At 66.8% G+C, this 23,469-nt stretch carries 21 protein-coding genes; 18 read left to right on the top strand and 3 right to left on the bottom strand.

The window, feature by feature from the left end:
• Nucleotides 1-35 precede the first annotated feature (35 nt).
• Nucleotides 36-368 (top strand): DUF3024 domain-containing protein, encoded by a 333-nt coding sequence (locus G6N08_RS19565; protein WP_218033413.1) that lies wholly within the window; start codon nucleotides 36-38, stop codon nucleotides 366-368.
• Between the two features lie 14 nt (nucleotides 369-382).
• On the opposite strand, the gene G6N08_RS19560 is transcribed toward G6N08_RS19565, so the two are convergent.
• Nucleotides 383-1,579, bottom strand: coding sequence for an IS30 family transposase (locus tag G6N08_RS19560; protein ID WP_443093849.1), 1,197 nt, complete (start codon nucleotides 1,577-1,579; stop codon nucleotides 383-385).
• A gap of 186 nt (nucleotides 1,580-1,765) precedes the next feature.
• Between G6N08_RS19560 and ligA the strand changes: the two genes are divergently transcribed.
• Nucleotides 1,766-3,850: an NAD-dependent DNA ligase LigA gene (gene ligA / locus G6N08_RS19555; protein WP_163760269.1), complete on the top strand. Its 2,085-nt coding sequence runs from the start codon at nucleotides 1,766-1,768 to the stop codon at nucleotides 3,848-3,850.
• Nucleotides 3,851-4,221: 371 nt separating this feature from the next.
• Nucleotides 4,222-5,517: a calcium:cation antiporter family protein gene (locus G6N08_RS19550; RefSeq protein ID WP_371869050.1), complete on the top strand. Its 1,296-nt coding sequence runs from the start codon at nucleotides 4,222-4,224 to the stop codon at nucleotides 5,515-5,517.
• A 66-nt stretch (nucleotides 5,518-5,583) separates the two neighbouring features.
• On the opposite strand, the gene G6N08_RS19545 is transcribed toward G6N08_RS19550, so the two are convergent.
• Complete coding sequence (locus G6N08_RS19545) at nucleotides 5,584-6,243, bottom strand: ACT domain-containing protein (protein ID WP_163760265.1); 660 nt, start codon at nucleotides 6,241-6,243, stop codon at nucleotides 5,584-5,586.
• 133 nt (nucleotides 6,244-6,376) lie between these two features.
• Between G6N08_RS19545 and gatC the strand changes: the two genes are divergently transcribed.
• The 4 genes from gatC to gatB all read left to right on the top strand — a co-directional run bounded on the left by gatC (nucleotide 6,377) and on the right by gatB (nucleotide 11,100).
• A complete protein-coding gene (gene gatC, locus G6N08_RS19540) occupies nucleotides 6,377-6,676 on the top strand; it encodes an Asp-tRNA(Asn)/Glu-tRNA(Gln) amidotransferase subunit GatC (protein ID WP_163760263.1) in 300 nt (99 codons plus the stop codon).
• Nucleotides 6,673-8,160: an Asp-tRNA(Asn)/Glu-tRNA(Gln) amidotransferase subunit GatA gene (gene gatA, locus G6N08_RS19535; protein ID WP_163760260.1), complete on the top strand. Its 1,488-nt coding sequence runs from the start codon at nucleotides 6,673-6,675 to the stop codon at nucleotides 8,158-8,160. The genes gatC and gatA overlap by 4 nt, the downstream gene beginning before the upstream one ends.
• Nucleotides 8,161-8,268: 108 nt before the next feature.
• On the top strand, nucleotides 8,269-9,300 hold the full coding sequence (locus G6N08_RS19530; RefSeq protein ID WP_163760257.1) for an ATP-dependent 6-phosphofructokinase: 1,032 nt from the start codon (nucleotides 8,269-8,271) through the stop codon (nucleotides 9,298-9,300).
• Nucleotides 9,301-9,588: 288 nt separating this feature from the next.
• Complete coding sequence (gene gatB / locus G6N08_RS19525) at nucleotides 9,589-11,100, top strand: Asp-tRNA(Asn)/Glu-tRNA(Gln) amidotransferase subunit GatB (protein WP_163760254.1); 1,512 nt, start codon at nucleotides 9,589-9,591, stop codon at nucleotides 11,098-11,100.
• A 38-nt stretch (nucleotides 11,101-11,138) separates the two neighbouring features.
• Here gatB and G6N08_RS19520 read toward each other — a convergent pair whose 3' ends face one another.
• Nucleotides 11,139-11,441 (bottom strand): DUF4193 domain-containing protein, encoded by a 303-nt coding sequence (locus tag G6N08_RS19520; RefSeq protein WP_163760251.1) that lies wholly within the window; start codon nucleotides 11,439-11,441, stop codon nucleotides 11,139-11,141.
• A gap of 319 nt (nucleotides 11,442-11,760) precedes the next feature.
• On the opposite strand from G6N08_RS19520, the gene G6N08_RS19515 reads away from it, so the two are divergent.
• The 11 genes from G6N08_RS19515 to G6N08_RS19465 all read left to right on the top strand — a co-directional run bounded on the left by G6N08_RS19515 (nucleotide 11,761) and on the right by G6N08_RS19465 (nucleotide 23,468).
• Nucleotides 11,761-12,198 carry an Hsp20/alpha crystallin family protein gene (locus tag G6N08_RS19515; RefSeq protein ID WP_163760248.1) on the top strand — a complete coding sequence of 146 codons (438 nt, stop codon included), beginning with the start codon at nucleotides 11,761-11,763 and terminating at the stop codon, nucleotides 12,196-12,198.
• Nucleotides 12,199-12,618: 420 nt separating this feature from the next.
• Entirely contained in the window at nucleotides 12,619-13,950 is a 1,332-nt protein-coding gene (gene thiI / locus G6N08_RS19510) for a tRNA uracil 4-sulfurtransferase ThiI (RefSeq protein ID WP_163760246.1), read from the top strand.
• On the top strand, nucleotides 13,940-14,611 hold the full coding sequence (locus G6N08_RS19505) for a hypothetical protein (RefSeq protein WP_163760243.1): 672 nt from the start codon (nucleotides 13,940-13,942) through the stop codon (nucleotides 14,609-14,611). Before thiI ends, G6N08_RS19505 begins: the two co-directional genes overlap by 11 nt.
• A gap of 535 nt (nucleotides 14,612-15,146) precedes the next feature.
• Nucleotides 15,147-17,531: a carbamoyltransferase HypF gene (hypF, locus tag G6N08_RS19500; protein ID WP_163760239.1), complete on the top strand. Its 2,385-nt coding sequence runs from the start codon at nucleotides 15,147-15,149 to the stop codon at nucleotides 17,529-17,531.
• Between the two features lie 43 nt (nucleotides 17,532-17,574).
• Nucleotides 17,575-18,318 (top strand): HypC/HybG/HupF family hydrogenase formation chaperone, encoded by a 744-nt coding sequence (locus G6N08_RS19495; protein ID WP_163760237.1) that lies wholly within the window; start codon nucleotides 17,575-17,577, stop codon nucleotides 18,316-18,318.
• Nucleotides 18,315-19,004, top strand: coding sequence for a D-sedoheptulose-7-phosphate isomerase (locus G6N08_RS19490; protein ID WP_163760234.1), 690 nt, complete (start codon nucleotides 18,315-18,317; stop codon nucleotides 19,002-19,004). Before G6N08_RS19495 ends, G6N08_RS19490 begins: the two co-directional genes overlap by 4 nt.
• A complete protein-coding gene (hypE, locus tag G6N08_RS19485; protein WP_163760231.1) occupies nucleotides 19,001-20,113 on the top strand; it encodes a hydrogenase expression/formation protein HypE in 1,113 nt (370 codons plus the stop codon). Before G6N08_RS19490 ends, hypE begins: the two co-directional genes overlap by 4 nt.
• Nucleotides 20,114-20,129: 16 nt before the next feature.
• Nucleotides 20,130-20,402, top strand: coding sequence for a HypC/HybG/HupF family hydrogenase formation chaperone (locus G6N08_RS19480; protein ID WP_163760228.1), 273 nt, complete (start codon nucleotides 20,130-20,132; stop codon nucleotides 20,400-20,402).
• Between the two features lie 12 nt (nucleotides 20,403-20,414).
• Nucleotides 20,415-21,554 (top strand): hydrogenase formation protein HypD, encoded by a 1,140-nt coding sequence (gene hypD, locus G6N08_RS19475; RefSeq protein ID WP_163760225.1) that lies wholly within the window; start codon nucleotides 20,415-20,417, stop codon nucleotides 21,552-21,554.
• A 2-nt stretch (nucleotides 21,555-21,556) separates the two neighbouring features.
• Nucleotides 21,557-22,321, top strand: coding sequence for a DUF6390 family protein (locus G6N08_RS19470; protein WP_170301298.1), 765 nt, complete (start codon nucleotides 21,557-21,559; stop codon nucleotides 22,319-22,321).
• 235 nt (nucleotides 22,322-22,556) lie between these two features.
• Nucleotides 22,557-23,468 carry an SAM-dependent methyltransferase gene (locus G6N08_RS19465; RefSeq protein WP_163760223.1) on the top strand — a complete coding sequence of 304 codons (912 nt, stop codon included), beginning with the start codon at nucleotides 22,557-22,559 and terminating at the stop codon, nucleotides 23,466-23,468.
• Nucleotide 23,469: the final 1 nt, after the last annotated feature.

The following is a 23,469-nucleotide window of genomic DNA, read 5'->3' as shown; positions in this document are numbered from 1 at the left end:
CTGCACCCCGAAGGGTCACGCGATCGAGCGAACTCATACACCACGCCTCCGGGCTTGGCCTGCAGCGGTGGTGTCGGGACAAGGTGCCTGCCCATGTCCGTGACGAGGTCCGTGTCGAAGTCGACGTTTCTGACCGTCATCTGACGATCGTGGAGTGCCGCGCACCGTGGCGGGCGGATGCCGGTGCGGAGTGGACCCGGTTCCGGATCGCACGGCTGCGCTACATGAAGGGCACCGGCATGTGGTCGTTGTATTGGCGCGACCGCAACCTGCGTTTCCATGGCTACGATCTGTTGCCGCCCACGGACGGTGTCGAGGAACTGCTTGCCGAACTTGATCGCGATCCCACCGCGATCTTTTGGGGCTGACCAGCCGCCGCCGCTTATGCGGTCTTGGCGGCGGAATCGGTGACCAGCTCGGCTGGTCGGGCCCAGCCGAGCTTTTTGCGGGGCCGGTCGTTGATTTCGTCGGCGACCCGCTGCAGTTCCTCGGGCGAGATGTGTTCCAGATCGGTGCCTTTGGGAAAGTAGTCACGCAGCAGGCCGTTCATGTTTTCGTTGGAGCCTCGTTGCCACGGCGAGTGAGCGTCGCAGAAGTACACCTGTGTTCCGGTCCGGGCGGTGATCTCCTGGTGCAGCGCAAGTTCTTTGCCCTGATCCCACGTCAGTGTCCGTCGAAGATGGGCAGGAAGTGCGCCCAGCGCGTCAACAACACCATCGCGCAGCGCCTCGGCGTTCGGTCGCCTTGTGGGAATGTGGACCAGAATCAAAAACCGGGTGACGCGTTCGACGAGAGTCCCTATGGCCGAACGATTTCCAGCACCCATGATACAGTCGCCCTCCCAGTGCCCAACCTGAACCCGATCGGCAACCTCGGTGGGACGATCGGCGATCATCGTCATAGCGGTGAGCCGGCCACGGCGTTCCAGCCCCTGGACGCGGCGTCGGCGCCGCCGGCGTCTTCGTTTGGCTGGACGGGTCAAATCGGTTCGGGGATCATAGATCGCCTGGTAGATCGACTCGGTACAAAGATGACGCTCGGGCTGATCAGGGAACCGCACCGGCAATTCATGAGCAACCTGTTCGGGACTCCACCGCTTGCCCAACAGCTCGGTGACGACAGCACATAGCTGCTCGTCGCGTGCTACGCGGCGCGTCCGCGGCCGGGATTGCCGCTCGACCGTCAGTCGCTCCGCCGTGGCGGGTAAGTAGCGGCCCTGATCGGCGTTACGGCGCAGTTCCCGCGAGACCGTCGACGCCGCCCTGCCCAACTCCTCAGCGATCGCGCATACACCGACACCCGCCCGGTGCAAATCCGCGATCATCGTCCTCTCGGCCAGTGACAGATACCGAGGATGCCGCTGCTTGGGTTGTGCAAGGCTCACCGGTGGATAGTGCACCGGCTCGCCGGCCTTATTGTGGATTGTGCGCCCAAGCCGCCAGCGTGTCCCCGTCCTACGATTGATTCCCACGATCCGACACGCCCGACGGTTGCTGACCCCTTGAGCAATCAGCCGAACGAACCACTGCTGCTTCTCCACGGCCATCTTGCCGTGTCGAGTCTTCCGCGCCGCTCCCACCACAACCTCCGAATCGCCTCGGTGTTGCGACGTTCGCTGGAATCCGCCCATGCCGTCGACAACTTGCTGTGACGCGCGGGTGAAGCCCGGCCCGAGCCATACCGCCGGGGTGGCGCGCAGCTCGGCCGGGGTACCTGGGCGGTCACCGCGCACGCCGGCGCCGGGCGGTTTCGATAACCTGCGGGAGTGGGCTCAGCACAAGCTGATCAAGTCGATGCCGAGGTGCGGCGGCAGTGGCGGGAACTGGCTGATGAGGTGCGCGAGCACCAGTTCCGCTACTACGTGCGCGACGCGCCGATCATCTCCGACGCCGAATTCGACGAGCTGTTGCGACGGCTGGAAGCCCTCGAAAAGCAGTACCCGGAGCTGCGCACGCCCGATTCACCGACCCAGCTGGTCGGCGGCGCCGGCTTCGCCACCGATTTCCTGCCGGTCGAACATCTCGAGCGGATGCTGTCCCTGGACAATGCGTTCACCGCAGACGAACTCGCCGCGTGGGCGGCCCGCGTCCGCGCCGAGATTGGCGACGCCGCCCACTACCTGTGTGAACTCAAGATCGACGGTGTGGCGCTGGCCCTGGTGTATCGGGACGGACGACTGACCCGGGCCGCCACCCGGGGGGATGGCCGCACCGGCGAGGACGTCACCCTCAACGCCCGCACCATTGACGACATCCCCGAACGGCTCACACCCAGCGCGGACTATCCGGTGCCTGCTGTGCTCGAAGTCCGCGGCGAGGTGTTCTTCCGCATTTCTGACTTCGAGGCTCTCAATGCCGCCTTGGTCGCCGAGGGCAAGTCCCCATTCGCCAACCCGCGCAACAGCGCCGCGGGCTCGCTGCGGCAGAAGGATCCCGCGGTGACCGCCCGGCGCAAACTGCGGATGATCTGTCACGGAGTGGGATATACGGAGGGGTTTCGCCCCGACACGCTGCATGAGGCCTACCTGGCGCTGAAGGCTTGGGGGCTGCCGGTTTCCGAGCACACCGCCCTGGTCGGAGATATGGCCGGTGTGCAGGAGCGTATCGACTACTGGGGTGAGCACCGCCACGACCTGGACCACGAAATCGACGGTGTCGTCGTCAAAATCGACGAACTCGCGTTGCAGCGCCGGCTTGGGTCCACCTCGCGGGCTCCGCGGTGGGCGATCGCCTACAAGTACCCGCCCCAGGAGGCGCAGACCAAACTGCTCGACATCCGGGTTAACGTGGGCCGCACCGGACGGGTGACACCGTTTGCGTTCATGACACCGGTGAAAGTCGCCGGGTCGACGGTGGGGTTGGCGACTTTGCACAACGCCGCTGAGGTCAAGCGCAAAGGAGTGCTGATCGGCGACACCGTGGTGATCCGCAAAGCCGGGGACGTGATTCCCGAGGTGCTCGGCCCCGTCGCAGACCTGCGTGACGGGTCAGAACGCGAATTCGTCATGCCCACAACGTGTCCGGAGTGCGGCAGCCCCCTGGCGCCGGAAAAGGAGGGCGACGCCGACATCCGCTGCCCCAACGCGCGGTCATGCCCGGCGCAGCTGCGGGAGCGGTTGTTCTACGCCGCGGGTCGCGGCGCTTTCGATATCGAAGTGCTGGGCTACGAGGCAGCCACCGCGTTGCTGCACGCGGGCGTGCTCACCGACGAGGGCGATCTGTTCAACCTCACCGAGGACGACCTGCTGCGCACCGAGCTGTTCCGCACCAAGGCCGGCACACTGTCGGCCAACGGCAGGCGGCTGCTGGAAAACCTGGAGAAGGCCAAGACACAGCCGCTGTGGCGGGTGCTGGTCGCCCTGTCGATCCGGCATGTGGGACCCACCGCCGCCCGGGCGCTGGCGAGCGAGTTCGGCAGCATCGACGCGATCATGTCCGCGACCACCGAGCAGTTGGCCGCGGTGGAAGGGGTGGGGCCGACCATCGCCGAAGCCGTCAAAGAGTGGTTCAGCGTCGATTGGCACCGCGCCATCATCGAGAAGTGGCGCGCGGCCGGGGTGCGGATGGCCGACGAGCGCGACACCAGCGTGCCGCGCACGCTCGAGGGGCTTTCGATCGTGGTCACCGGCTCGCTGAGCGGCTTCTCCCGCGACGAAGCCAAGGAGGCCATCGTGGCGCGCGGCGGCAGGGCCGCCGGCTCGGTGTCGAAAAAGACCGCTTACGTCGTGGTCGGCGATGCGCCCGGATCGAAATATGACAAGGCCGTCGAACTGGGCGTGCCCATCCTCGACGAGGATGGGTTTCGGCGGCTGCTACAGGAGGGCCCACCGGCTGATTCGGGCCCGCAATAACCCAGCTACCGCTCGCGACAACTGCGCCCGGCCGCCCTCCCGGCGTCGGGCGGTTGCTCATCGCGTGGGCGTCGCGAATTCCGCACCCCCGACGGCGACCGAACCGACAGCGGCGGCGACGCCCCGGCGCAGGTCAGTTCGGCAGATGTCGCAACGGGCCCGACGAACCTCGCCTCCAGTATTGCTGGAGATCAAAGTTCGGTGACCCTAAGTGATGAATTTGTTGTTTCTGATCAGCTACTTCAGCTCAGTCTAGCCTAGTTTTCGATAGCTCAACTACGTTGCTGTGGGGATGTCGGCCGGTTTATGCTGCCTGCTGGCCGCTCTCGCCCGTGCATTCCCGGGCGACCCGTCAACCGAAGGACGTGTGCATGCCGACCAACTCCGGCGCCCGGGTCCCGGCATCGACCCGTGTCCTGGCCGGGCCGGCAACCGGGGCGTTGATGCGCTGCGTGGTGCTCAGCGCCGCGTTCATTGTTCCCGCCGTCGCAGTGCGTTTGACCGGGCTTCAGCCCGCACCTGTTGCGGCACTGCTGATTTACGGCGCTGCGGTGGTCTCAGCCAGCTTCCTGTTGGCCTGGGCTGCCGAGGCGGCGCAGGTTGACGTGTCTGGAGGTCTGGCGATCGCGGTATTAGCCGTAATCGCGGTGCTGCCGGAATATTTCGTCGACCTGTATTACGCCTTCGCCGCCGGCCACACGCCTGACTACACGCAGTACGCGTCGGCGAACATGACCGGCTCCAACCGGCTGCTGATGGGTTTGGGCTGGCCCGTCGTGGTGCTGATCGCCGCGATGGTGAGCCGCACCAGCTCCGGCCCCCGGGTGGCGGCGCTGCCGTTGACCCCGGGCAACCGCGTGCAGCTGGGCTTTTTGTCGATAGCGGGGATCGCCGCGTTCACCATCCCCGCCACCGGCGAGATTCATCTCGCATTCGGTGTCGGGTTGCTCGGCTGGTTCGGTTTTTACCTCTACACCATGAGCCGCGGGGACGTCGACGAGCCTGAGCTGATCGGTGTCGCCGCAGCGGTTGCGACGCTGCCTGGCCGGGCCCGCCGTGCCACGGTCGCCGCGTTGTTCGCCACGGCCGGTGCGGTGATCCTGCTGTGTGCCGCACCCTTCGCCAACAGCCTGATCGGCGCAGGTGCGCAGTTCGGCGTCGACCGCTTCCTGTTGGTGCAATGGCTGGCGCCGCTGGCCTCGGAGGCGCCCGAGTTCATCGTGGCGGCTTTGTTCGCGGCCCGCGGCAAGGGCGCCGCCGCTATTGCGATGCTGATCTCAGCGAAGGTGAGCCAGTGGACCTTGTTGGTCGGGTCGCTGCCGGTCTCATACCTGATCGGCGGCGGCGGGCCGGCGTTGCAGCTGGACGCCCGCCAGATCGACGAAATGCTGTTGACCGCGGCTCAGACCCTGATGGGCGTGGCGCTGATCTTGGGGTTGCGGTTCTACCGGTCTGTCGCGTGGGCCCTGCTGGGACTGTTCGTCACCCAGTTCGTTTTCAGCTCGACAGCGGAGAGGCTGGCGCTGTGCGGCGTGTACCTGGCGCTGGCCGTCGCCGGGTGCGTGGTCAACCGTGGCTCACTGTGGGCCACCCTGACCGCCCCGTTTGGTGCTCGCACCCCGCGCCATGACCACCGCCATGACGCGTTGCCGGTGCTTGTGACGTAGTCAGGATCATCGGGCCGGGGACTGATCGCCGGGCAGCACGTGGGCGGCACCACCGCCGGCCGGTGCTCACTGCAGCATCGACGCGACGATGCCGGCCAGATAGCCCAGCCGTGCCACCTCCGAGGGGCGAAACGCCGGGCCGCCCGGCCGGCCCAGCACCACAGCGGTATACCGGTCACCCAGCGGTGCCGCGGCCAGGGCGGTGTCCATTTCGCGCCACACCGGCGGCACCCAATCGTCGCTGCCGTCGAGTATCACGGCATGGTCGATCGGCAGCCACGGCGCTGTGTCGACCGGCGTTTCCGGGGCACCCGGGCTGCCCTCGATCAGCTGAAGTCGCCCGTGGGAACTGCGCATCACCGTGCACCAGCCCACCCGCAGCACCCGCGGTGCGTCGTGGACGAGCGCCTTCAGCTTGGACGTGTTATCGGCCGCCGCGGCGATATGATCGATCAGCTCCAGCTCGCGGTGGGCTTCCAGCAGCCCGGTGTGCGGACGCAGGCTGTCGACCCGCACCCCGTTGAGCGCTTCGGCGGCGCTGATCAGTGTGTCCGGCATCGCGCCCGCCGGCAGGTCGACCACGAGGTCATCGATCGCGTAACCGGAGCCGCGCTCTACCACATCGAGCGACAAGATGTCGGCGCCCACCCTGCCCAGCGCCACGGCCAGGGAGCCCAGGCTGCCCGGACGGTCGGCCAGCTGGATACGCAGCAGATATGAAGCCACGCGCAACACTGTGACATAGGACGGTCGGTGCGGCACGGTGGTGCCCGCAACTCGGGGCCGGTCTGCACGCTCGGAGTCACCCGCCGGCGACGCGGCGCGCACCGGTATCGCAGCCGGGTTAGGCTTGTCGGTCGTGTCGAAGATCTCCCGCGACGAGGTAGCTCACCTGGCCAAACTGGCCCGGCTGGCGTTGACCGACGCCGAACTCGACAGTTTCGCCGGACAGCTCGACGCCATCCTCAGCCACGTCAGCCAGATCCAGACCGTCGACGTCAGCGGTGTCACACCCACCGGCAGTCCGCTCAAAGACGTCAACGTCACCCGCCCGGACACCGTCAGGCCGTCGCTGACGCAGCAGGAGGCGTTGGCCCAGGCCCCGGAAGCCGTCGACGGCCGTTTCGCCGTGCCCCGAATCCTGGGGGAGCCCGCGTGACGGACATCATCCGGCTGGACGCGGCAACGTTAGCCGCCAAGATCGCCGCTGGGGAGCTGTCCTCCACCGAGATCACCCGCGCCTGCCTGGACCGGATTGCCGACACCGACCGCCGCTATGGCGCGTTTGTGCATGTCGCCGCCGATGAGGCGCTCGCGGCGGCAGCCGCGGTCGATGCCGCGCTGGCCGCCGGTGAGCGGCCGCCGTCACCGCTGGCCGGGGTGCCGGTGGCGCTCAAGGACGTGTTCACCACCGTCGACATGCCGACCACCTGCGGATCCAAGATTCTGCAGGGTTGGCGATCGCCCTACGACGCCACCGTCACTCAACGGTTGCGCGCGGCCGGCCTTCCGATCCTGGGCAAGACCAATATGGACGAGTTCGCGATGGGCTCGTCCACGGAGAACTCGGCCTACGGTCCCACCCGCAATCCCTGGGATGTCGAGCGGGTGCCCGGTGGATCCGGTGGCGGCAGCGCCGCAGCACTCGCGGCCTTCCAGGCGCCGCTGGCCATTGGATCAGATACCGGCGGCTCCATCCGTCAGCCTGCCGCGCTGACCGCGACCGTCGGGGTCAAACCGACGTATGGCACGGTGTCGCGCTACGGCCTGGTGGCCTGCGCGTCGTCGCTGGATCAGGGCGGGCCCTGCGCGCGCACTGTTTTGGACACCGCCCTGCTGCATACGGTGATCGCCGGGCACGACGCTCGCGACTCCACCTCGGTGGACGTCGACGTGCCCGATGTGGTGGGCGCGGCGCGGGCCGGCGCGGGGGGCGACCTGCGCGGCGTGCGGGTCGGGGTGGTCCGCCAGTTACGCGGTGAGGGCTACCAGCCCGGTGTGCTGGCGTCATTTGAGGCCGCGGTGACCCAGTTGACCGCGCTGGGCGCCGAGGTGAGCGAAGTCGACTGTCCGCACTTCGATTACGCGCTGGCAGCCTACTACCTGATCTTGCCGTCGGAGGTCTCGAGTAACTTGGCCCGCTTCGACGCGATGCGCTACGGGCTGCGCGTCGGTGACGACGGCACGCGCAGCGCCGAGGAAGTGATGGCGCTGAGCCGAGCCGCCGGATTCGGACCAGAAGTCAAGCGGCGCATCATGATCGGCACCTACGCATTGTCAGCGGGTTACTACGACGCCTACTACAACCACGCGCAGAAGGTGCGCACCTTGATCGCCCGCGACCTCGACGAGGCGTACCGGCGGGTTGATGTGCTGGTGTCGCCCGCCACCCCGACCACGGCGTTCCGGATCGGCGAGAAAGTAGACGACCCGCTGGCGATGTACCTGTTCGACCTGTGCACACTGCCGCTGAACCTGGCCGGTCACTGCGGCATGTCGGTGCCCTGCGGGTTATCGCCGGACGACAACCTGCCGGTCGGCTTGCAGATCATGGCCCCGGCCCTGGCTGATGACCGGCTCTATCGGGTGGGGGCCGCCTATGAGGCGGCGCGCGGGCCACTGCCGCCGGCGCCCACCGTGTAGCCGTCCCGTCCGGCCGCGAGCTGCCAAAGCGCCCCGACGCGGTGTGTTGTGGGTGATACTGCGCGCGGTTGCGCCCATGAGCGGCGGCGCGAGGGCAAGATGAACGGCATGCGGATCGGAATTCTCACCGGCGGTGGCGACTGCCCCGGACTGAACGCGGTGATCCGGGCGGTGGTGCGGACCTGCGACGCCCGATACGGCTCTTCGGTGGTCGGGTTTCAAAACGGATTCCGCGGGTTGCTGGAAAACCGGCGCATCCAGCTGTACAACGACGAACGCAATGACCGGCTGCTGGCCAAGGGGGGAACCATGCTGGGTACCGCGCGGGTGCATCCGGACAAACTGCGGGCCGGGCTGCCGCAGATCATGGAAACACTCGACGACAACGGCATCGATGTCCTCATCCCGATCGGCGGTGAAGGTACCCTGACCGCGGCGCACTGGCTCTCCGAAAAGAACGTGCCGGTGGTCGGGGTCCCGAAGACGATTGACAACGACATCGATTGCACCGACGTGACTTTCGGCCACGACACCGCGTTGACGGTGGCCACTGAGGCCATCGATCGGCTGCACAGCACCGCCGAATCACACCAGCGGGTGATGCTGGTCGAGGTGATGGGCCGGCACGCCGGCTGGATCGCGCTGAATGCCGGGCTGGCCTCGGGTGCCCATATGACACTGATCCCGGAGCAGCCCTTCGACGTCGAAGAGGTGTGCCGCCTGGTCAAGCGCCGCTTCCAGCGCGGTGAGTCCCACTTCATCGCCGTGGTCGCCGAGGGGGCCAAACCGATCCCGGGTTCGATGGAGCTGCGAGAGGGCGGAATCGACGAGTACGGGCATGAGCGGTTCACCGGGGTGGCTTCGCAGCTCGCCCTTGAAGTCGAGAAGCGCATCAATAAAGAAGTCCGGGTGACCGTGCTGGGTCACGTTCAGCGGGGCGGCACGCCGACCGCTTTCGACCGGGTGCTGGCCACCCGCTTCGGGGTGAACGCCGCTGACGCCGCGCACGCGGGCGAATACGGCATGATGGTGTCCCTACAGGGTCAAAATATCGGCCGGGTGCCGCTGGCCGATGCGGTACGCCAGCTCAAGCTGGTTCCGCAGAGCCGCTACGACGACGCCGCCGCGTTTTTCGGCTGATCTCAGCCCGGGTGAATGGCGTCTGTCGTGGCCGTGGCCCGGCATCCGACCCGGTGGCGGCTGCGGTAAAAGGCGCGACCACCCTCAGCACAATCAGCCGGATACGGTGTCACACAACGAAATCAGGGGCATAAGTCATCCGACGGGGCCGGGCCGAACGGACAGCCGGGGAACAGACGATATGCCGCGATATGCCGCGCTCCGTTCCGGGAGCGAGGCTGATCAGCCCGACCGGTCCGCACCCGCGCAGTGCACGAGCGTGGCCGCCGGAGCCGTAAAATCGGCGGCATGACCGTTGCGCCCCCTGCCGAGCTGCTCGATTACGACGAGGTAATTGCCCGCTACGAGCCGGTGCTCGGGCTTGAGGTGCATGTCGAACTGTCCACCGCGACCAAGATGTTCTGCGGCTGTGCCACCGTATTCGGCGCCGAACCCAATACTCAGGTGTGCCCGGTGTGTCTGGGTCTCCCCGGTGCGCTGCCGGTGCTCAACGAGGCCGCTGTGGAATCGGCGATCCGCATCGGACTGGCGCTGAACTGTGAGATCGTACCGTGGTGCCGGTTCGCCCGGAAGAACTACTTCTATCCGGATATGCCGAAGAACTACCAGATTTCCCAATACGACGAGCCGATCGCCGTCAACGGCTACCTCGACGTGCCCCTCGAGGACGGCGGCACGTTTCGGGTCGGGATCGAACGTGCGCACATGGAGGAGGACACCGGCAAACTGACCCACCTGGGCAGTGAAACCGGTCGCATCCACGGCGCGACGACGTCATTGCTGGATTACAACCGCGCCGGTGTGCCGCTGATCGAAATCGTCACCAAACCCATCGAGGGAGCCGGTGCGCAGGCGCCGCAAATAGCGCGGGCATATGTGACGGCGTTGCGCGATTTGCTGCGTGCGATGGATGTTTCCGATGTCCGGATGGAGCAAGGCTCACTGCGCTGCGACGCCAATGTGTCACTGAAACCGTTGGGCGCCAAAGAGTTCGGTATCCGTACCGAGACGAAGAACGTCAACTCGCTCAAAAGTGTCGAAGTCGCAATCCGCTACGAGATGCAACGCCAGGGCGCTGTTCTGGCCTCCGGTGGCCGGGTCGTTCAGGAGACCCGGCATTTCCACGAGGCCGGGTACACCAGTCCGGGGCGCACCAAAGAGACCGCGGAGGATTACCGTTACTTCCCCGAACCGGACCTGGAGCCGGTCGCGCCCGGTGCCGAACTTGTCGAGCGACTGCGGCAGACCATACCTGAGCTTCCCTGGGTGCGCCGCAAGCGAATTCAGCGCGAGTGGGGCGTCTCCGACGAGGTGATGCGCGATCTGGTCAACGCTGGTGCCGTCGACCTGGTGGCGGCGACCATCGAGCAGGGTGCTTCCAGTGAGGCAGCACGGGCCTGGTGGGGCAATTTTCTCGTCCAGAAGGCCAACGAGGCTGGTGTGGAACTTGATCAGCTGCCCATCACCCCGGCTCAAGTCGCCGCGGTCATTGCCCTGGTCGACGAGGGCAAGTTATCGGTGAAGCTGGCCCGCCAAGTGGTCGAAGGGGTGCTGGCCGGGGAGGGTGAGCCCGAGGAGGTGATGGCCGCGCGAGGGCTGGCGCTGGTCCGCGACGACGCGCTGATGCAAGCGGCAGTCGACGACGCCCTGGCCGCCAACCCGGATGTGGTGCAGAAGATCCGGGCCGGCAAGGTGGCTGCAGCGGGCGCGATCGTGGGAATGGTGATGAAGGCGACGAAAGGCCAGGCCGACGCCGCGCGGGTGCGTGAACTCATCCTGGCCGCCTGCGGCCAGGGTTAGCCGTGACGCGGCCGGGGGTTTGGCTGTCCCGATGGCCGCTAGGTGGCGCAATCGGCGCAGATCATCCTGCCGCCCTCCTGGCGGGCCAGGCGGCTTCGGTGGTGCACCAGGAAGCAGCTCGAGCAGGTGAATTCGTCGGCGCGCTTGGGGATGATCCGCACCGAGAGCTCTTCGCCGGAGAGGTCGGCCTCGGGCAGCTCGAACGGCTCCCCGGCTTCTAGTTCGTCCTCGTCAGCTATGTCCAGCCCGATTTCGCTGTGCCTGGTCTTCAGCTCGTCCAGCGGAAACGGTGGTTCTTCGTCAATGTCACTGTGCCGCGGTGTGTCGTAGTCCGTAGCCATTACCCACCCCCTCTGCGAGAACGGCGTCAGAAGTCAGCTGTGTACCAGCTTTGAACACATCCGCCCGCTGATTCCTGCCCGCATGGGCAGCCGAGGTTGCCACAAAGCCGGTGATGTAGATCACGCTTTGGGTTCCGCGGCGCCGGATTGCGGCACTCTGCGGATCCGCTGCCATGGCCCCGGCTGGCGTTCCGGCCTCCGGCCCACCCGCGAAATCCCGGGGCGGCCAACCCGCCCGGCACAGGAATATGTGTCTGATCCGTTAAGTTTTCTGTAGCGAAAAAGAACATATTCCGTACGGGTGAAAGGGTGAAAGGAGGTGATAGCCATGCTGAGGTTTGATCCGATCTTTCGCGACCTTGACCGCCTGACCCGGCAGCTATGGGGTACCACGCTCGGCACCGCGGCGCGTCCCGCGCTGATGCCGATGGACGCCTGGCGTGAAGCCGACAAGATCGTCGTCGAGCTCGACTTGCCGGGAATCAAAGCCGATTCGCTGGATGTCAACGTGGAGAACGACACGCTGACGGTACGCGCTGAGCGGCCCCCCGTGGATGACGCCCGGGACTGGCTGACCGGAGAACGTCCCCATGGTGTCTTCAGTCGGCAGCTGTACCTGGGTACCGGCCTGGATGCCGACCACATCACTGCCGACTACACCGACGGGGTGTTGCGGCTGACGATTCCGGTGGCCGAAGCGGCCAAGCCCCGCAAGATCCCCGTCGAAGCGGGCGGACGGAAAGCCATCAACGCCTGAGCGGCTGCCGGGGGTTCGGCCAGACGCCGGGCCGGCAGGTGCAGAGAGCCCCAGGCGAGCGGCGCGCGGTCAGTCTCCTCGCCGCGACACCGGCGCCGCTCGCCGCGTCATCAACGACATCGCACGCGGCATGCGGGGTCGAAGTTGTTTTCGACGGTGTGAGTGGGTATATCTGCACACTGCCCGGGTTGCTGGTCGCGGCGATCCCGGACACCGTGGTGGCTCGCCGCCACTGCGAGGGCACCGGTGAGCAGTGGGCAGGAACGCAATCTACGGTGGATGGCTCGGCGAGTCGGCGACGTCGTTTCGGCTGGGGAGGCGTTGACAGATGACGCAGTGCGAAAGTAACTGGTGTGCAGTAGATTTCGTGAACACCATCGCATGCATGTCCGGTGTTCCGGCGAGCGCAGGAGTGCGGCGATGGTGAACCCGGTGCCGTCCGCTGCGGTTGCGGGTATTTCCGACGCGCAGCCGGTCGGTGTCCGGACGGAACCGTGTGTACTGTTGAAATACGGCGAGTTAGTGCTCAAGCACCGTAACCGTGAGCGTTTCGAGCGTTGTTTGCTGCGCAATCTCGAGCGTGCGCTGACCCGTGGCCAGACACCACCACCACGAATCCGATTGCGTCGGCGCTCGGGTGTTTTGGCCGTCTCCGCGCCGCAGCTGTCCCAGGCCGAGCTGGTGGCGCGAGCCGGCGACGTGATTGGTCTCAGCGTCGTGCAACCGGCGTGGCGCGTGGCCAAATCCGCGGCGGCCGCCGAGGCCGCCGGAGTGCAGCTGCTGCGCGAGCGCGGGCCCCACACACCGCGGCCGACGTTCGCGGTGCGCTGTGTGCGTCGTGACAAGCGGTTTGAGCTGACGTCCGAGCAGTTGGCGGCCCGGGTTGGGGCGAGAGTGTGTGCCGAATTGGGTTGGCGCGTGAACTTGGACCGGCCGGACGTGGAGCTGCTGGTCGAGGTTGATCGCTGCGAAATTTTCGTCGGACTCGAGCGACATCACGGCCGCGGCGGACTGCCGGTAGGCTCGAGTGGTCGCGCGCTGGTGCTGTTGTCCGGCGGTTTTGACTCACCCGTCGCCGCGTACCGCGCCATGCGACGGGGACTGCACTGCGACTTCCTGCACTGCACAGGCGCGCCGTTCACCAATCCCTCCTCGATCTACAAGGCGTACGCTGTGGGACGCAGCCTTGCGCGTTTCCAATCCGATTCGCATCTGTACGTCGTTGCCGTCGGGCGTGCCCAACGCATCCTGGCCGCCAGCGGTGCCGGTGAAGCGCAGATCGTGGCACAGCGCCGGCTCTACCTGCGCCTGGCTGACACGCTTGCGCGCCGGATCGGTGCGCAGGCTCTGGTCACCGGCGATAGCCTGGGACAGGTCGCCAGTCAAACCCTGCCAAACCTCGCGGTGGCCGATCAAGCTGTCAGTGTTCCGGTGCTGCGCCCGCTGCTGGCGTTCGACAAGCAGGAGATAATGGCCGAAGCACGCCGACTTGGCACCGCTGAGATCGCCGCCCTACCGGATGAGGATTGTTGCCAGCTGTTCTTACCTCGGCGAGTCGCCACCCGCACGACGGCGGACCAGCTTGCCCGCATCGAGGCGCGCGCGGGGCTTGACGACATGATCGATGAGGTCCTAAACCATGTACAGCGGTTCGATCTCGACCCTTGCCCGTCCCCGGGCCGCAGGGATTCGGTGGCGGGTCCGACTTTGCAGGAAGCAGGCATGCCCCGGGGTGATTGCCGTGCACGGTGAGCGGCGGGCCCATGACCAGATCGTGACGCTGATCGGTGCTCATGGTGCTTTGACAGCGTCAGTGGTGCGAGCGGCACAGTTGCTGATTGCTGGAGGCTATGTTGAGTTCGCAGAGCATCTCGATCGTCATCGCGCCGAGCTCAACGTGGCAGTCGGCGAATTAGCCACGTGGGCAGAAAGTTTCGGAGACTGGGCGCGTGTTGATATCGGCCGTGCACTGTATCCCTCGGCCCTCGACGAATCGCTGACGTGCTTGACCGCGGACCAGTTTGGCGCCGAGCTTCGTCTCGCGCGTGAAACGCTGAAGGCGCGGCGTACGGACATACTTGCCGAGCTGCGGAACGCCCGCTTCGTCCTGTGCGCCGCGGGACTGCCCGTCGACGAGATGACCGCCTACCGGCGAATGGTCCGCCTGTGGGCAGGTGAAGCGGTCGACGTAGTGACCGGCGCCCACCGGTTGACACTGGCTGACCGCTACATTCGCTCATTCGGACATTTGCGCGCAGATCCGCAGGCTGACGGTACCGTGCGCAAGGGTGCAGCCCTGGTCCGGCAGTGGATGGACGACCTCGAAGAGCCTGATCGGGAAGACGAGCTGGCGCTGGCCGAGTCGTGCGGCTACGGTGACTTTGTCGAGTGCTATCGCTCTGAGCGGTCGTGACAGCCTGGTGTAGGAAAATAGTGTCGATCTGGTTCCGGTGATCTTTCTGGATTGTGTTGATGCACAATAAAATGTGGCCACCACCACGGCGATAATGGCATCCGCCACCCGAAAAGCCAGCCGGGACGTCACACCAGCTAAACAGAATACCTTTATAGCACAAGGCTTTTCGATTTACCAGATCGGCCTGGCATGGGGGCACCAGACCTTTTCCTGCCGGGGTTATGTGCGCCGGCCGGTTGCGCCGGCCCCGGCTGATGCGCTGTGGAGCCGAGGATCCCCCACGTGAGGTGGCGCCGACGATCGGCGACGGCGGCCGTCCGACGGCGGCGCGGCTGGCCGGCCGATGATCATGCGGCGCTGAATCCGCCACGGGTGCCGGCGACGGGCACCTGGCATGTGTTCGGCCTGAGTTGTAGGGTCATAACTGGCGAAACGGTGTGATCCTGAGGCGTGTTGAGGGGCGAACTGACCGGGGCGGCCAGCACGTCGGGCCCGCCGGTTTTGTGCTGCCTGTGTCTTTGCGGTGGTCGCCGTGACCGATGTGGTGCTGCGCACCGGCCAGGTTCGGCAGCGGTTCACGGTAACCGGCGTAGTTCAGGGCGTGGGGTTTCGCCCGTTCGTGCACCGGGTCGCTACCGAGCTGGGACTGGCCGGGTTCGTCGGCAATAATTCCGGCGCGGTGTTCCTCGAGGTGCAGGGGCCGCCGGCGCGGGTCAGCGAGTTCGGACGCCGGCTGCGGGCCGAAGCGCCGCCGCTGGCGAGGATCACCGGTGTCGAGATCGTCGACATGGACCCCGAGACCGGGGGCGGCACCGATTTCCGCATCGTGGAAAGCCAGACCGCCGGCGGCGCCACCACACCGATTCCGCCCGACATCGCCGTGTGTGACGAGTGCGTCGCCGAGCTGTTCGACCCTGCCAATCGCCGCTACCGGCACCCCTTTGTGACGTGCACGAACTGCGGCCCCCGGTTCACCATCATCCGCGCGCTGCCCTATGACCGCCCGGCCACCACCATGGCGGCGTTCGGTATGTGCGAGCGCTGCGCGGTGGAATACCACGACCCGGCAGACCGCAGGTTTCACGCCCAGCCCATCGCCTGCCCGGACTGCGGGCCGTCGCTGTGGTTCAGTTCGGGGTCCCACCGGGTCGACGGATCAGACGCGGCCCTGGCGGCGGCGCAACACGCGCTGGCGAGCGGCCAGGTGGTCGCGATCAAGGGGATCGGCGGTTACCACCTGGCCTGCGCGGTCGACGATGAAGCGGTGGTCGGTGGGCTTCGGGCCCGCAAGGCCCGCGGCGCCAAGCCGTTCGCCATGCTGGTGCGTGACCTTGACGTCGCACGGCGTTATGCGTGGATCGACGACAGCGAGGCCGCAATCCTGACCAGCCCGGCGCGCCCGATTGTCTTGTTGCGGCGCCGCCCAGATGCGCCGGTGGCCGCCGCCGTCGCACCCGCCAACCCGCTGCTGGGGCTGATGCTGCCGTACTCACCCCTTCACCACCTGCTGCTCGCGCCGGTCCCCGGCGCTGACGCGCCGGCGCCCGACGCGTTGGTGCTCACCAGCGCCAACCGCTCCGACGAGCCTATCTGCTTCACTGAAGACGATGCTGCGCAACGACTTCCACCGCTGTGCGATGCGGTGCTCGACCATAACCGGCCTATCCATGTGCCGTGCGACGACTCGGTGGTGCGGGTCGTCGACGGTCGGGAACTGCCGATCCGCCGCTCCCGCGGCTACGCGCCGCTGCCGGTCGACCTCGGCCGCGACGGCCCGCCCGTGCTGGCGGTGGGCGGCGAGCTGAAGAACACGTTCTGCCTCACCGACGGTCCGCGCGCGTTTATGTCCGGGCACATCGGCGACATGGGCACCTGGGAGACGTTGCGCGCGTTCGAACGGGCGGTCGCCCAGCTCAGCGACATACGCCACCGGCCGGTCCGCCTGGCGGCGGACATGCACCCGGGTTATCAGACCCGCAGCTGGGCCGAGCGCCGCGCCGGGGAGCGCCCGTTGGACCTCGTCCAGCACCACCATGCGCATGTGGTGTCCCTGCTGGCCGAACACGGCCGTCTGGGTGAACCCATTATCGGTGTGTCTTTTGACGGCACGGGTTACGGCTGCGATCAGACGATCTGGGGCGGGGAGATTTTGGCCCTGGGGCACGATAGCCACCGCTTCGCCCGGGTCGGGCACCTGTTGCCGGTGCCGTTACCGGGTGGCGACGCCGCCGTGCGGAATCCCTGGCGGATGGCGCTGTCTCAGTTGTGGATGGCCGGTATCGAGTGGACGGCGGATCTTCCGCCGGTCGGCGCCGCCACGGCGGCCGAGCTGCGGGTGACCCGGTCCCAGCTGGACAGCGGTGTGGGCTGTGTGCCGTGTTCGAGCATGGGCCGGCTCTTCGACGCCATCGCCTCTTTGCTGGGGATCCGTCACCGCATCGACTACGAGGCCCAGGCGGCCATCGAGCTGGAGGTGCTGGCCGACTCGGCCGGTGACCCGCCGCCGGGGACACCGGCGCTGCGGCTGGCCGTACGACCCGACGGGGTGATTGACCCGCGTGACATGATCCGGGCGATGGTCTCGGCGCTGCGGGCGGGTGTGGCGCCCGCGGTGCTGGCGTCGCGGTTTCATGAGGCGGTCGCTGCCGCTGTCGCCGCGACGGTCAGCCTGGTTGCCGGATCGGTGCGACTGGTGGGCCTGACCGGTGGGGTGTTCCAGAACGTGCTGCTCCTGCACGCCTGCCGGCAACAGCTGCACCAGGCGGGCTTCGAGGTGCTGACCCATCACCTCGTCCCGCCCAACGACGGGGGGCTGGCGCTCGGTCAGGCGGCGATATCGGTCCTGATATCGACCAGCCCGCGGGCTGATTCGCCAAACGGGGATGAATCGTGTGCTCAAAGGTGCGATCGTGGTTGAAGAATCCGCGCCGGGTGTTCGGTCTCAGAAGGGTGGTGCTGCGATGACGACCACCGCCATTGACCGCGGGCTCGGCAGCGAGCTGGCCGCCGATCTGGCCGCCACCGCCTTCACCCTGGCCAAACGGTTCTCGGCCGGGGCCACCATGTGGTCTCTCGCGCCCGGCTGGGAGCCGCATGCCCTGCATATCGCGGTCGAGTTCATCCATCCGGTGATCGTGGGCAAGCGGGCATTGCCGGCGGTGGCGCTGACCGGGGCCGACCTGGTGGATGCGGTGCGGGTGTCGGCTCGTGCCGGCGACATCGTGATCGCAGTGTCCGGTGCCCGGCACCCCGACGTGCGGTCGGTGATGCGCCGGGCGCCGGCGTGGGGTGTCAGCACTGTCTGGATCGGCAGTGGTGAGCGACCCCCGGCCGGCAGCGCTGACCACGTGCTGTGGCTCGACGACCCGGATCCCCGCGTGCCCGCGACCGGCGGCTTCGTGCTGTTCTACCACGTGTTGTGGGAGCTGACCCACGTCTGTTTCGAGCATCCCGGCCTGCTGAAGGCGGCGGCCGAAGAGGTGTGCATCACCTGCAGCGACGAGGGACGCCTGGGTGAGGTGCTGGCAGTGTCCGGGGACGGCACGGCCCAGGTGCGCACCGCCGGCGGTGTCGAGACGATCGCGACCGCGCTGGTCGAACCGGTCGATGTGGGCGAGCTGGTGCTGGTGCACGCGGGCACGGCCATCAGCCGCGTCGGCGACGACCAGCCCGGCAGGGCCGGGCCTGCGGAGCGGCGCCGATGACCAGATTCGACGCCCGCGACGCCGGGCAGGAGCCGACCAACTTCTTGTATCCGTTCATTGACGCCCGGGAAGACGATGCGCAGTCGCTGTTGGCCGATCTGGCCGCGTCGGCGGAGGCGAAGGCAGCCGAGAGCCTGGCGCTGCGCCGGTCGACGCTGGAGTCCAATGCGGAATCGCTGGGCAGGGCCGCCGCCGAGATGGCGCGCCGGTTCGCGGCGGGAGGGCGCCTGTTCACGTTCGGCAACGGCGGCAGCTGCACGGATTCGACGACGTTGGCGATGTTGTTCGCCCGGCCGCCCATCGGTAAGCCGCTGCCTGCCTGGTCGCTGACCGCGGATCAGGCGATCGTGACCGCGCTGGGCAACGATGTCGGCTTCGAGCTGGTGTTCGCCCGGCAGTTGATTGCCCGCGCGCGGGCCGGTGATATCGCCATTGCGATGTCGACCAGCGGAAACTCACCTAACCTGCTGGCCGCGCTGGCGGAAGCGCGTCGCCGCGGCATGTACACCGTCGGGTTTGCCGGCTACAACGGGGGGGCGTTCGCCGACAACCCCGATGTCGACGTGTGCTTCATCGTGGGTTCGCAGAGTGTGCACCGGATCCAGGAGGCGCAGGCGCTGCTGGGTTACCAGCTGTGGGTGGCGGTGCACGAACGGGCCGATGCGACGGGGGTGACGATGTCGTGAGCCAGTCAGCAAGCGAATACCTCTCGTCCGGCCCGAGGTTCGACGAGGGCCAGGTGATCGAGCGGATCGAGTCGTTCCGCCGGCGGCGCCCCCGGTTGCTGGAAGAGCGGGTAACCCTGGCGCACGGGGCAGGCGGGAAAGCGTCGGCGGCCCTGGTCGACGCCGTGTTCGTGGAGGCGTTCCGCAATCCGCTGCTGGAACCGCTGTGCGACGGCGCGGTCATCGACTTGCCGGGCGGTGAGCGGCTGGTGATCTCCACGGATTCGTTTGTGGTGCAGCCCCGGACTTTTCCCGGCGGCTCAATCGGCCAGTTGGCGGTGCATGGCACCGCCAACGATCTCGCCGTCAGTGGCGCGGTGCCGCAATGGATCTCGGCCGCATTCGTGCTCGAAGAGGGTTTTCCGATCGCTGAGCTCAAGCAGATCGCTGCCGACATGGCGGCGGCGGCCGCGGAAACCGGTGTGCAGATCGTCACCGGTGACACCAAGGTGGTGCCCAAGGGTGCGGCTGACGGGGTGTTCGTCACCACGACGGGGGTGGGTGTGATCCCCGCGGGCCGTGACCTGTCAGCCCGCTCGGTACGCCCGGGCGACAAGGTGCTGCTGTCGGGGTCGATGGGTGATCACGGTATGGCGGTGATGCTGGCCCGCGGTGATCTGGCGATCGAGGCCGATATCCGTTCCGACACCGCCTCGGTGAGTCCGCTGGTGGAGTCGCTGCTGGCGGCTGCGCCGTCCACGCGCTGGCTGCGTGACGCGACGCGCGGGGGGGTGGGCACTGTCTGCAACGAGCTGGCCCAGGCGTGCGGGCTGGGGGTGTTACTCGACGAGGAAAAGCTGCCGGTGCGCCCAATGGTGGCCGGGGCGTGTGAGCTGCTGGGCATCGATCCGCTCTACGTGGCCAACGAGGGCAAGATCGTGGCCGTCGTCGCCGCGGAGGAGACCGAGGCGGCGATAGCGGCGTTGCGGTCGCATCCGTTGGGCGCCGATGCGGCCGAAGTCGGAGAAATACTCGAAGAACCGGCGCAGACTGTGGTGGTGCGCACCGGGTTCGGTGGTACGCGGATCGTCGACATGCTCGTCGGTGACCCGCTGCCGCGGATCTGCTGAATGAGGGGATGAACGAATGTGTCTTGGAATCCCGGGGCGGATCGTTGAGATCACCGACCCGGAAAACTACTTGGCGAAAGTCGATGTCAGCGGTGTGCAGCGCACGATCAGTGTGCGGCTGCTGGAAAACGACATGCCCCAGCCCGATGACTGGGTTTTGGTGCACGTCGGCTTCGCGATGGCCAAGATCGACGAGACCGAGGCGCTGCTGACGCTCGACGCGGTCAAAAAGCTCGGTGACGCGTATACCACCGAGATCGCGGCCTTCGACTCGTCTGCCATCGTGTGATCGGGAGTGATGATGAAGTTTGTCGATGAGTTTCGCGATCCGGCGGCGGCCCGCACACTGCTGGGGGCGATCGAGCGCCTGGCCGGCGACGGCGGCGAACATTTCAAGTTCATGGAGGTGTGCGGCGGGCACACGCACACCATCTACCGGCACGGTATCGAGCACCTGCTGCCGGAAAACGTCGAACTGGTGCATGGGCCTGGATGCCCGGTCTGTGTGATCCCGATGGGCCGCATCGACGACGCGATGTGGCTGGCCGGCCAGCCCGGTGTGATTTTCACCTGTTTCGGTGACATGATGCGGGTGCCCGGCTCCAACGGTAATCTCCTGGACGCCAAGGCGCGTGGCGCCGACGTGCGGTTCGTCTACTCGCCATTGGACGCACTCAAGATCGCGGTTGACAACCCCGACAAACACGTGGTGTTCTTCGCGATCGGTTTCGAGACCACCGCGCCATCAACCGCGGTGACATTGGTGCGGGCCCGCGATCTGGGCTTGGCGAATTTCAGTGTGTTTTGCAACCACGTCACGATCGTGCCGCCGATCAAGGCGATTCTGGAGTCCCCGGATCTGCGGCTCTCGGGTTTCATTGGGCCCGGGCATGTGTCGACTGTCGTCGGCAACCGGCCGTACCGATTTGTGCCGGAGGTTTACCGAAAACCACTGGTAGTCTCTGGTTTCGAGCCGCTGGACATCCTGGCGTCGGTGGCGATGCTGCTGCGTCAGATCCGCGAAGGCCGCTGCGAGGTGGAAAACCAGTACTCGCGAGTGGTGCCTGAGCACGGCAACCCGGCGGCGCTGGCGCTGATGGGCAAGGTGTTCGCGCTGCGCCCGCACTTCGAATGGCGCGGCCTGGGGTTCATTTCGCAAAGCGCGTTGCGCATACACGACGATTTCGCCGACTTCGACGCCGAACTGCGCTACGCCATGCCTGGGGTGCGGGTCGCCGACCCAAAGGCATGTCAGTGCGGCGAGGTGCTCAAAGGTGTGCTTAAGCCTTGGGAATGCAAGGTTTTCGGCACGGCGTGTACGCCGGAGACCCCGATCGGCACCTGCATGGTGTCACCTGAGGGGGCATGTGCGGCCTATTACAACTTCGGCCGTCTGCATCGCGACGCCGTCAAGCTGGTGGGGTCCTCCGGGCGGGCGTGACAGTGTCAGCACCGGCAGTTGACACCCGGGGGGCTGAAATGTTCGCCCGCTACGCGTATGCCCCCAACGCATTGGGCTTTTGCGGCCCGCCGCTGGGAGCGACGCTGCGCGGCGGATCGGTGCACGAGGTCCGCGCCGCGGCGATGACGTTTTCGGGGGCCTGGCCGTATCTGCAGGTGCTTTCGGAGATGACCGGTATCGCCGACCCGTTGGATTACCGGCTCGTCGAGTCGTACTGGCTGGGCGGCGGACTCGGCGCCGACCTGGACCCCTACGCATTCGTCGCCGAGTTGCTCGCGGTCATCGGTCCGCAGGCAGGCCGTTATTGGGCACACCTCAACACGGATCTGGCGAGCGAAGCGGCCGCCAACCACTGTTTTCACGTTTTCGGTGTCTATCCCTGGTCGAGGCTGCTGGGCCGTGGCCTTGACGAGCACCCGCTGAATGTGCTTGACAATTGCCGAATCACATGGGGGACAGTGCTTTCCCGTGACGGTGACGGCGTTGAGGTGTTGTGCCGCCGACTGGTGTGGGATGGTCAGTCGCTGCATCTGTCGGACCCTGCGCCGCGCAGGCTCGACGTCTGGGCCGACGGGTACAGCGCCGTGCCCGATGTGGCGGTCGGCGACGAGATCGCGATTCACTGGGGCCGGGTGTGTGGCCGGCTGCAACCGCAGCAGGTTGAGGTTTTGGCTGATGCAACGCACCGCCAGCTCCGGGTGACCAACCACCGGCTGCGGCGGGTCACGGCCACAGCGGACCACTAGCCCGCAGAGGGGGCATTGCGCAGGCGCGCCTCGCCTGGTTCATGGCCGATCTCTCCCCGTACCTCTGCCCGTGGTGAGCGCGGTGTGACCGCGTTAACCGGCGTCTGTGCGGACGGCCGGCGGTTTCGGGTGAATTTTGGGTGAAAAAGCAACGAGCACGAATTCGCCGGGCCACAGGCCCAGGTCGGTGTGCCGCGTGCCAGGGGCTAGACGGTGGGGTTGCAAGATGGAAGGTATGGACCCCTCTCTGCGTCACGACAACGACACGTGGGACCTGGCAACAAGCGTGGGAGCGACCGCGACACTGGTGGCCGCCGCGCGGGGCGCCGCCGGCAAGGCGGGTGATCTGACTATCGACGATCCGTTCGCCGAACCGCTGGTGCGGGCCGTGGGAATTGACTTTTTCACCCGCTGGGCAGGCGGCGAGCTTGACCTCGCTGACGACGGCAGCCGGCGCGTTCTGCAGTGGTTTGTCGACCTGATGGCCGTCCGGACCCGCTATTTCGACGACTTCGTTTGCAACGCGATGGGGGCGGGTATTCGTCAGGCGGTGATTTTGGCATCTGGTCTGGACGCGCGCAGTTACCGGCTGTCCTGGCCGCCGGGCAGCACGGTATTCGAGGTCGACCAGCCCCAGGTCATCGAATTCAAGACCGCGACGCTTGCCGGGCTGAACGCCGAACCGGCTGCCGACCTGCGGGTGGTGCCAATCGACCTTCGTCAGGATTGGCCCACGGCGCTGCGTCGGGCAGGTTTCGATCCCGGCCGGCCCACCGCGTGGATCGCTGAGGGCCTGCTGCCGTTTTTGTCGCCGGATGCCCAAGATCGGTTGCTGGATAGCATCACTGCGCTCAGCGCCACCGGCAGCCAGCTGGCCACCGAGATTTTTGTTCCGCTGACCCGCGATATGCTGCAACCTGTCCTGCAACGGTGGGGGAGCCACGGGTTCGACATCGTGCCGTCCGACCTCGTCTATGACGGCGACCGTCACGACGTTGCGAGGTACCTGGACAACCGCGGCTGGCAGTCGGTCACGACACCGATGAGCCAGTTGCTGGCGGCACACGGCCTGGCCCCGCGCGCCGATCAATCGCCGTTCGCTGACAACTGGTACTACACCTCGATACGGTCCGACGGGAGCACGTGAG

Origin of the sequence: Mycobacterium botniense, from assembly GCF_010723305.1 — a bacterium.
GTDB classification, from domain to species: domain Bacteria; phylum Actinomycetota; class Actinomycetes; order Mycobacteriales; family Mycobacteriaceae; genus Mycobacterium; species Mycobacterium botniense.
The sequence above is the reverse complement of the archived record's forward strand: the minus strand, read 5'-3'. Positions and strand labels throughout refer to the sequence as shown.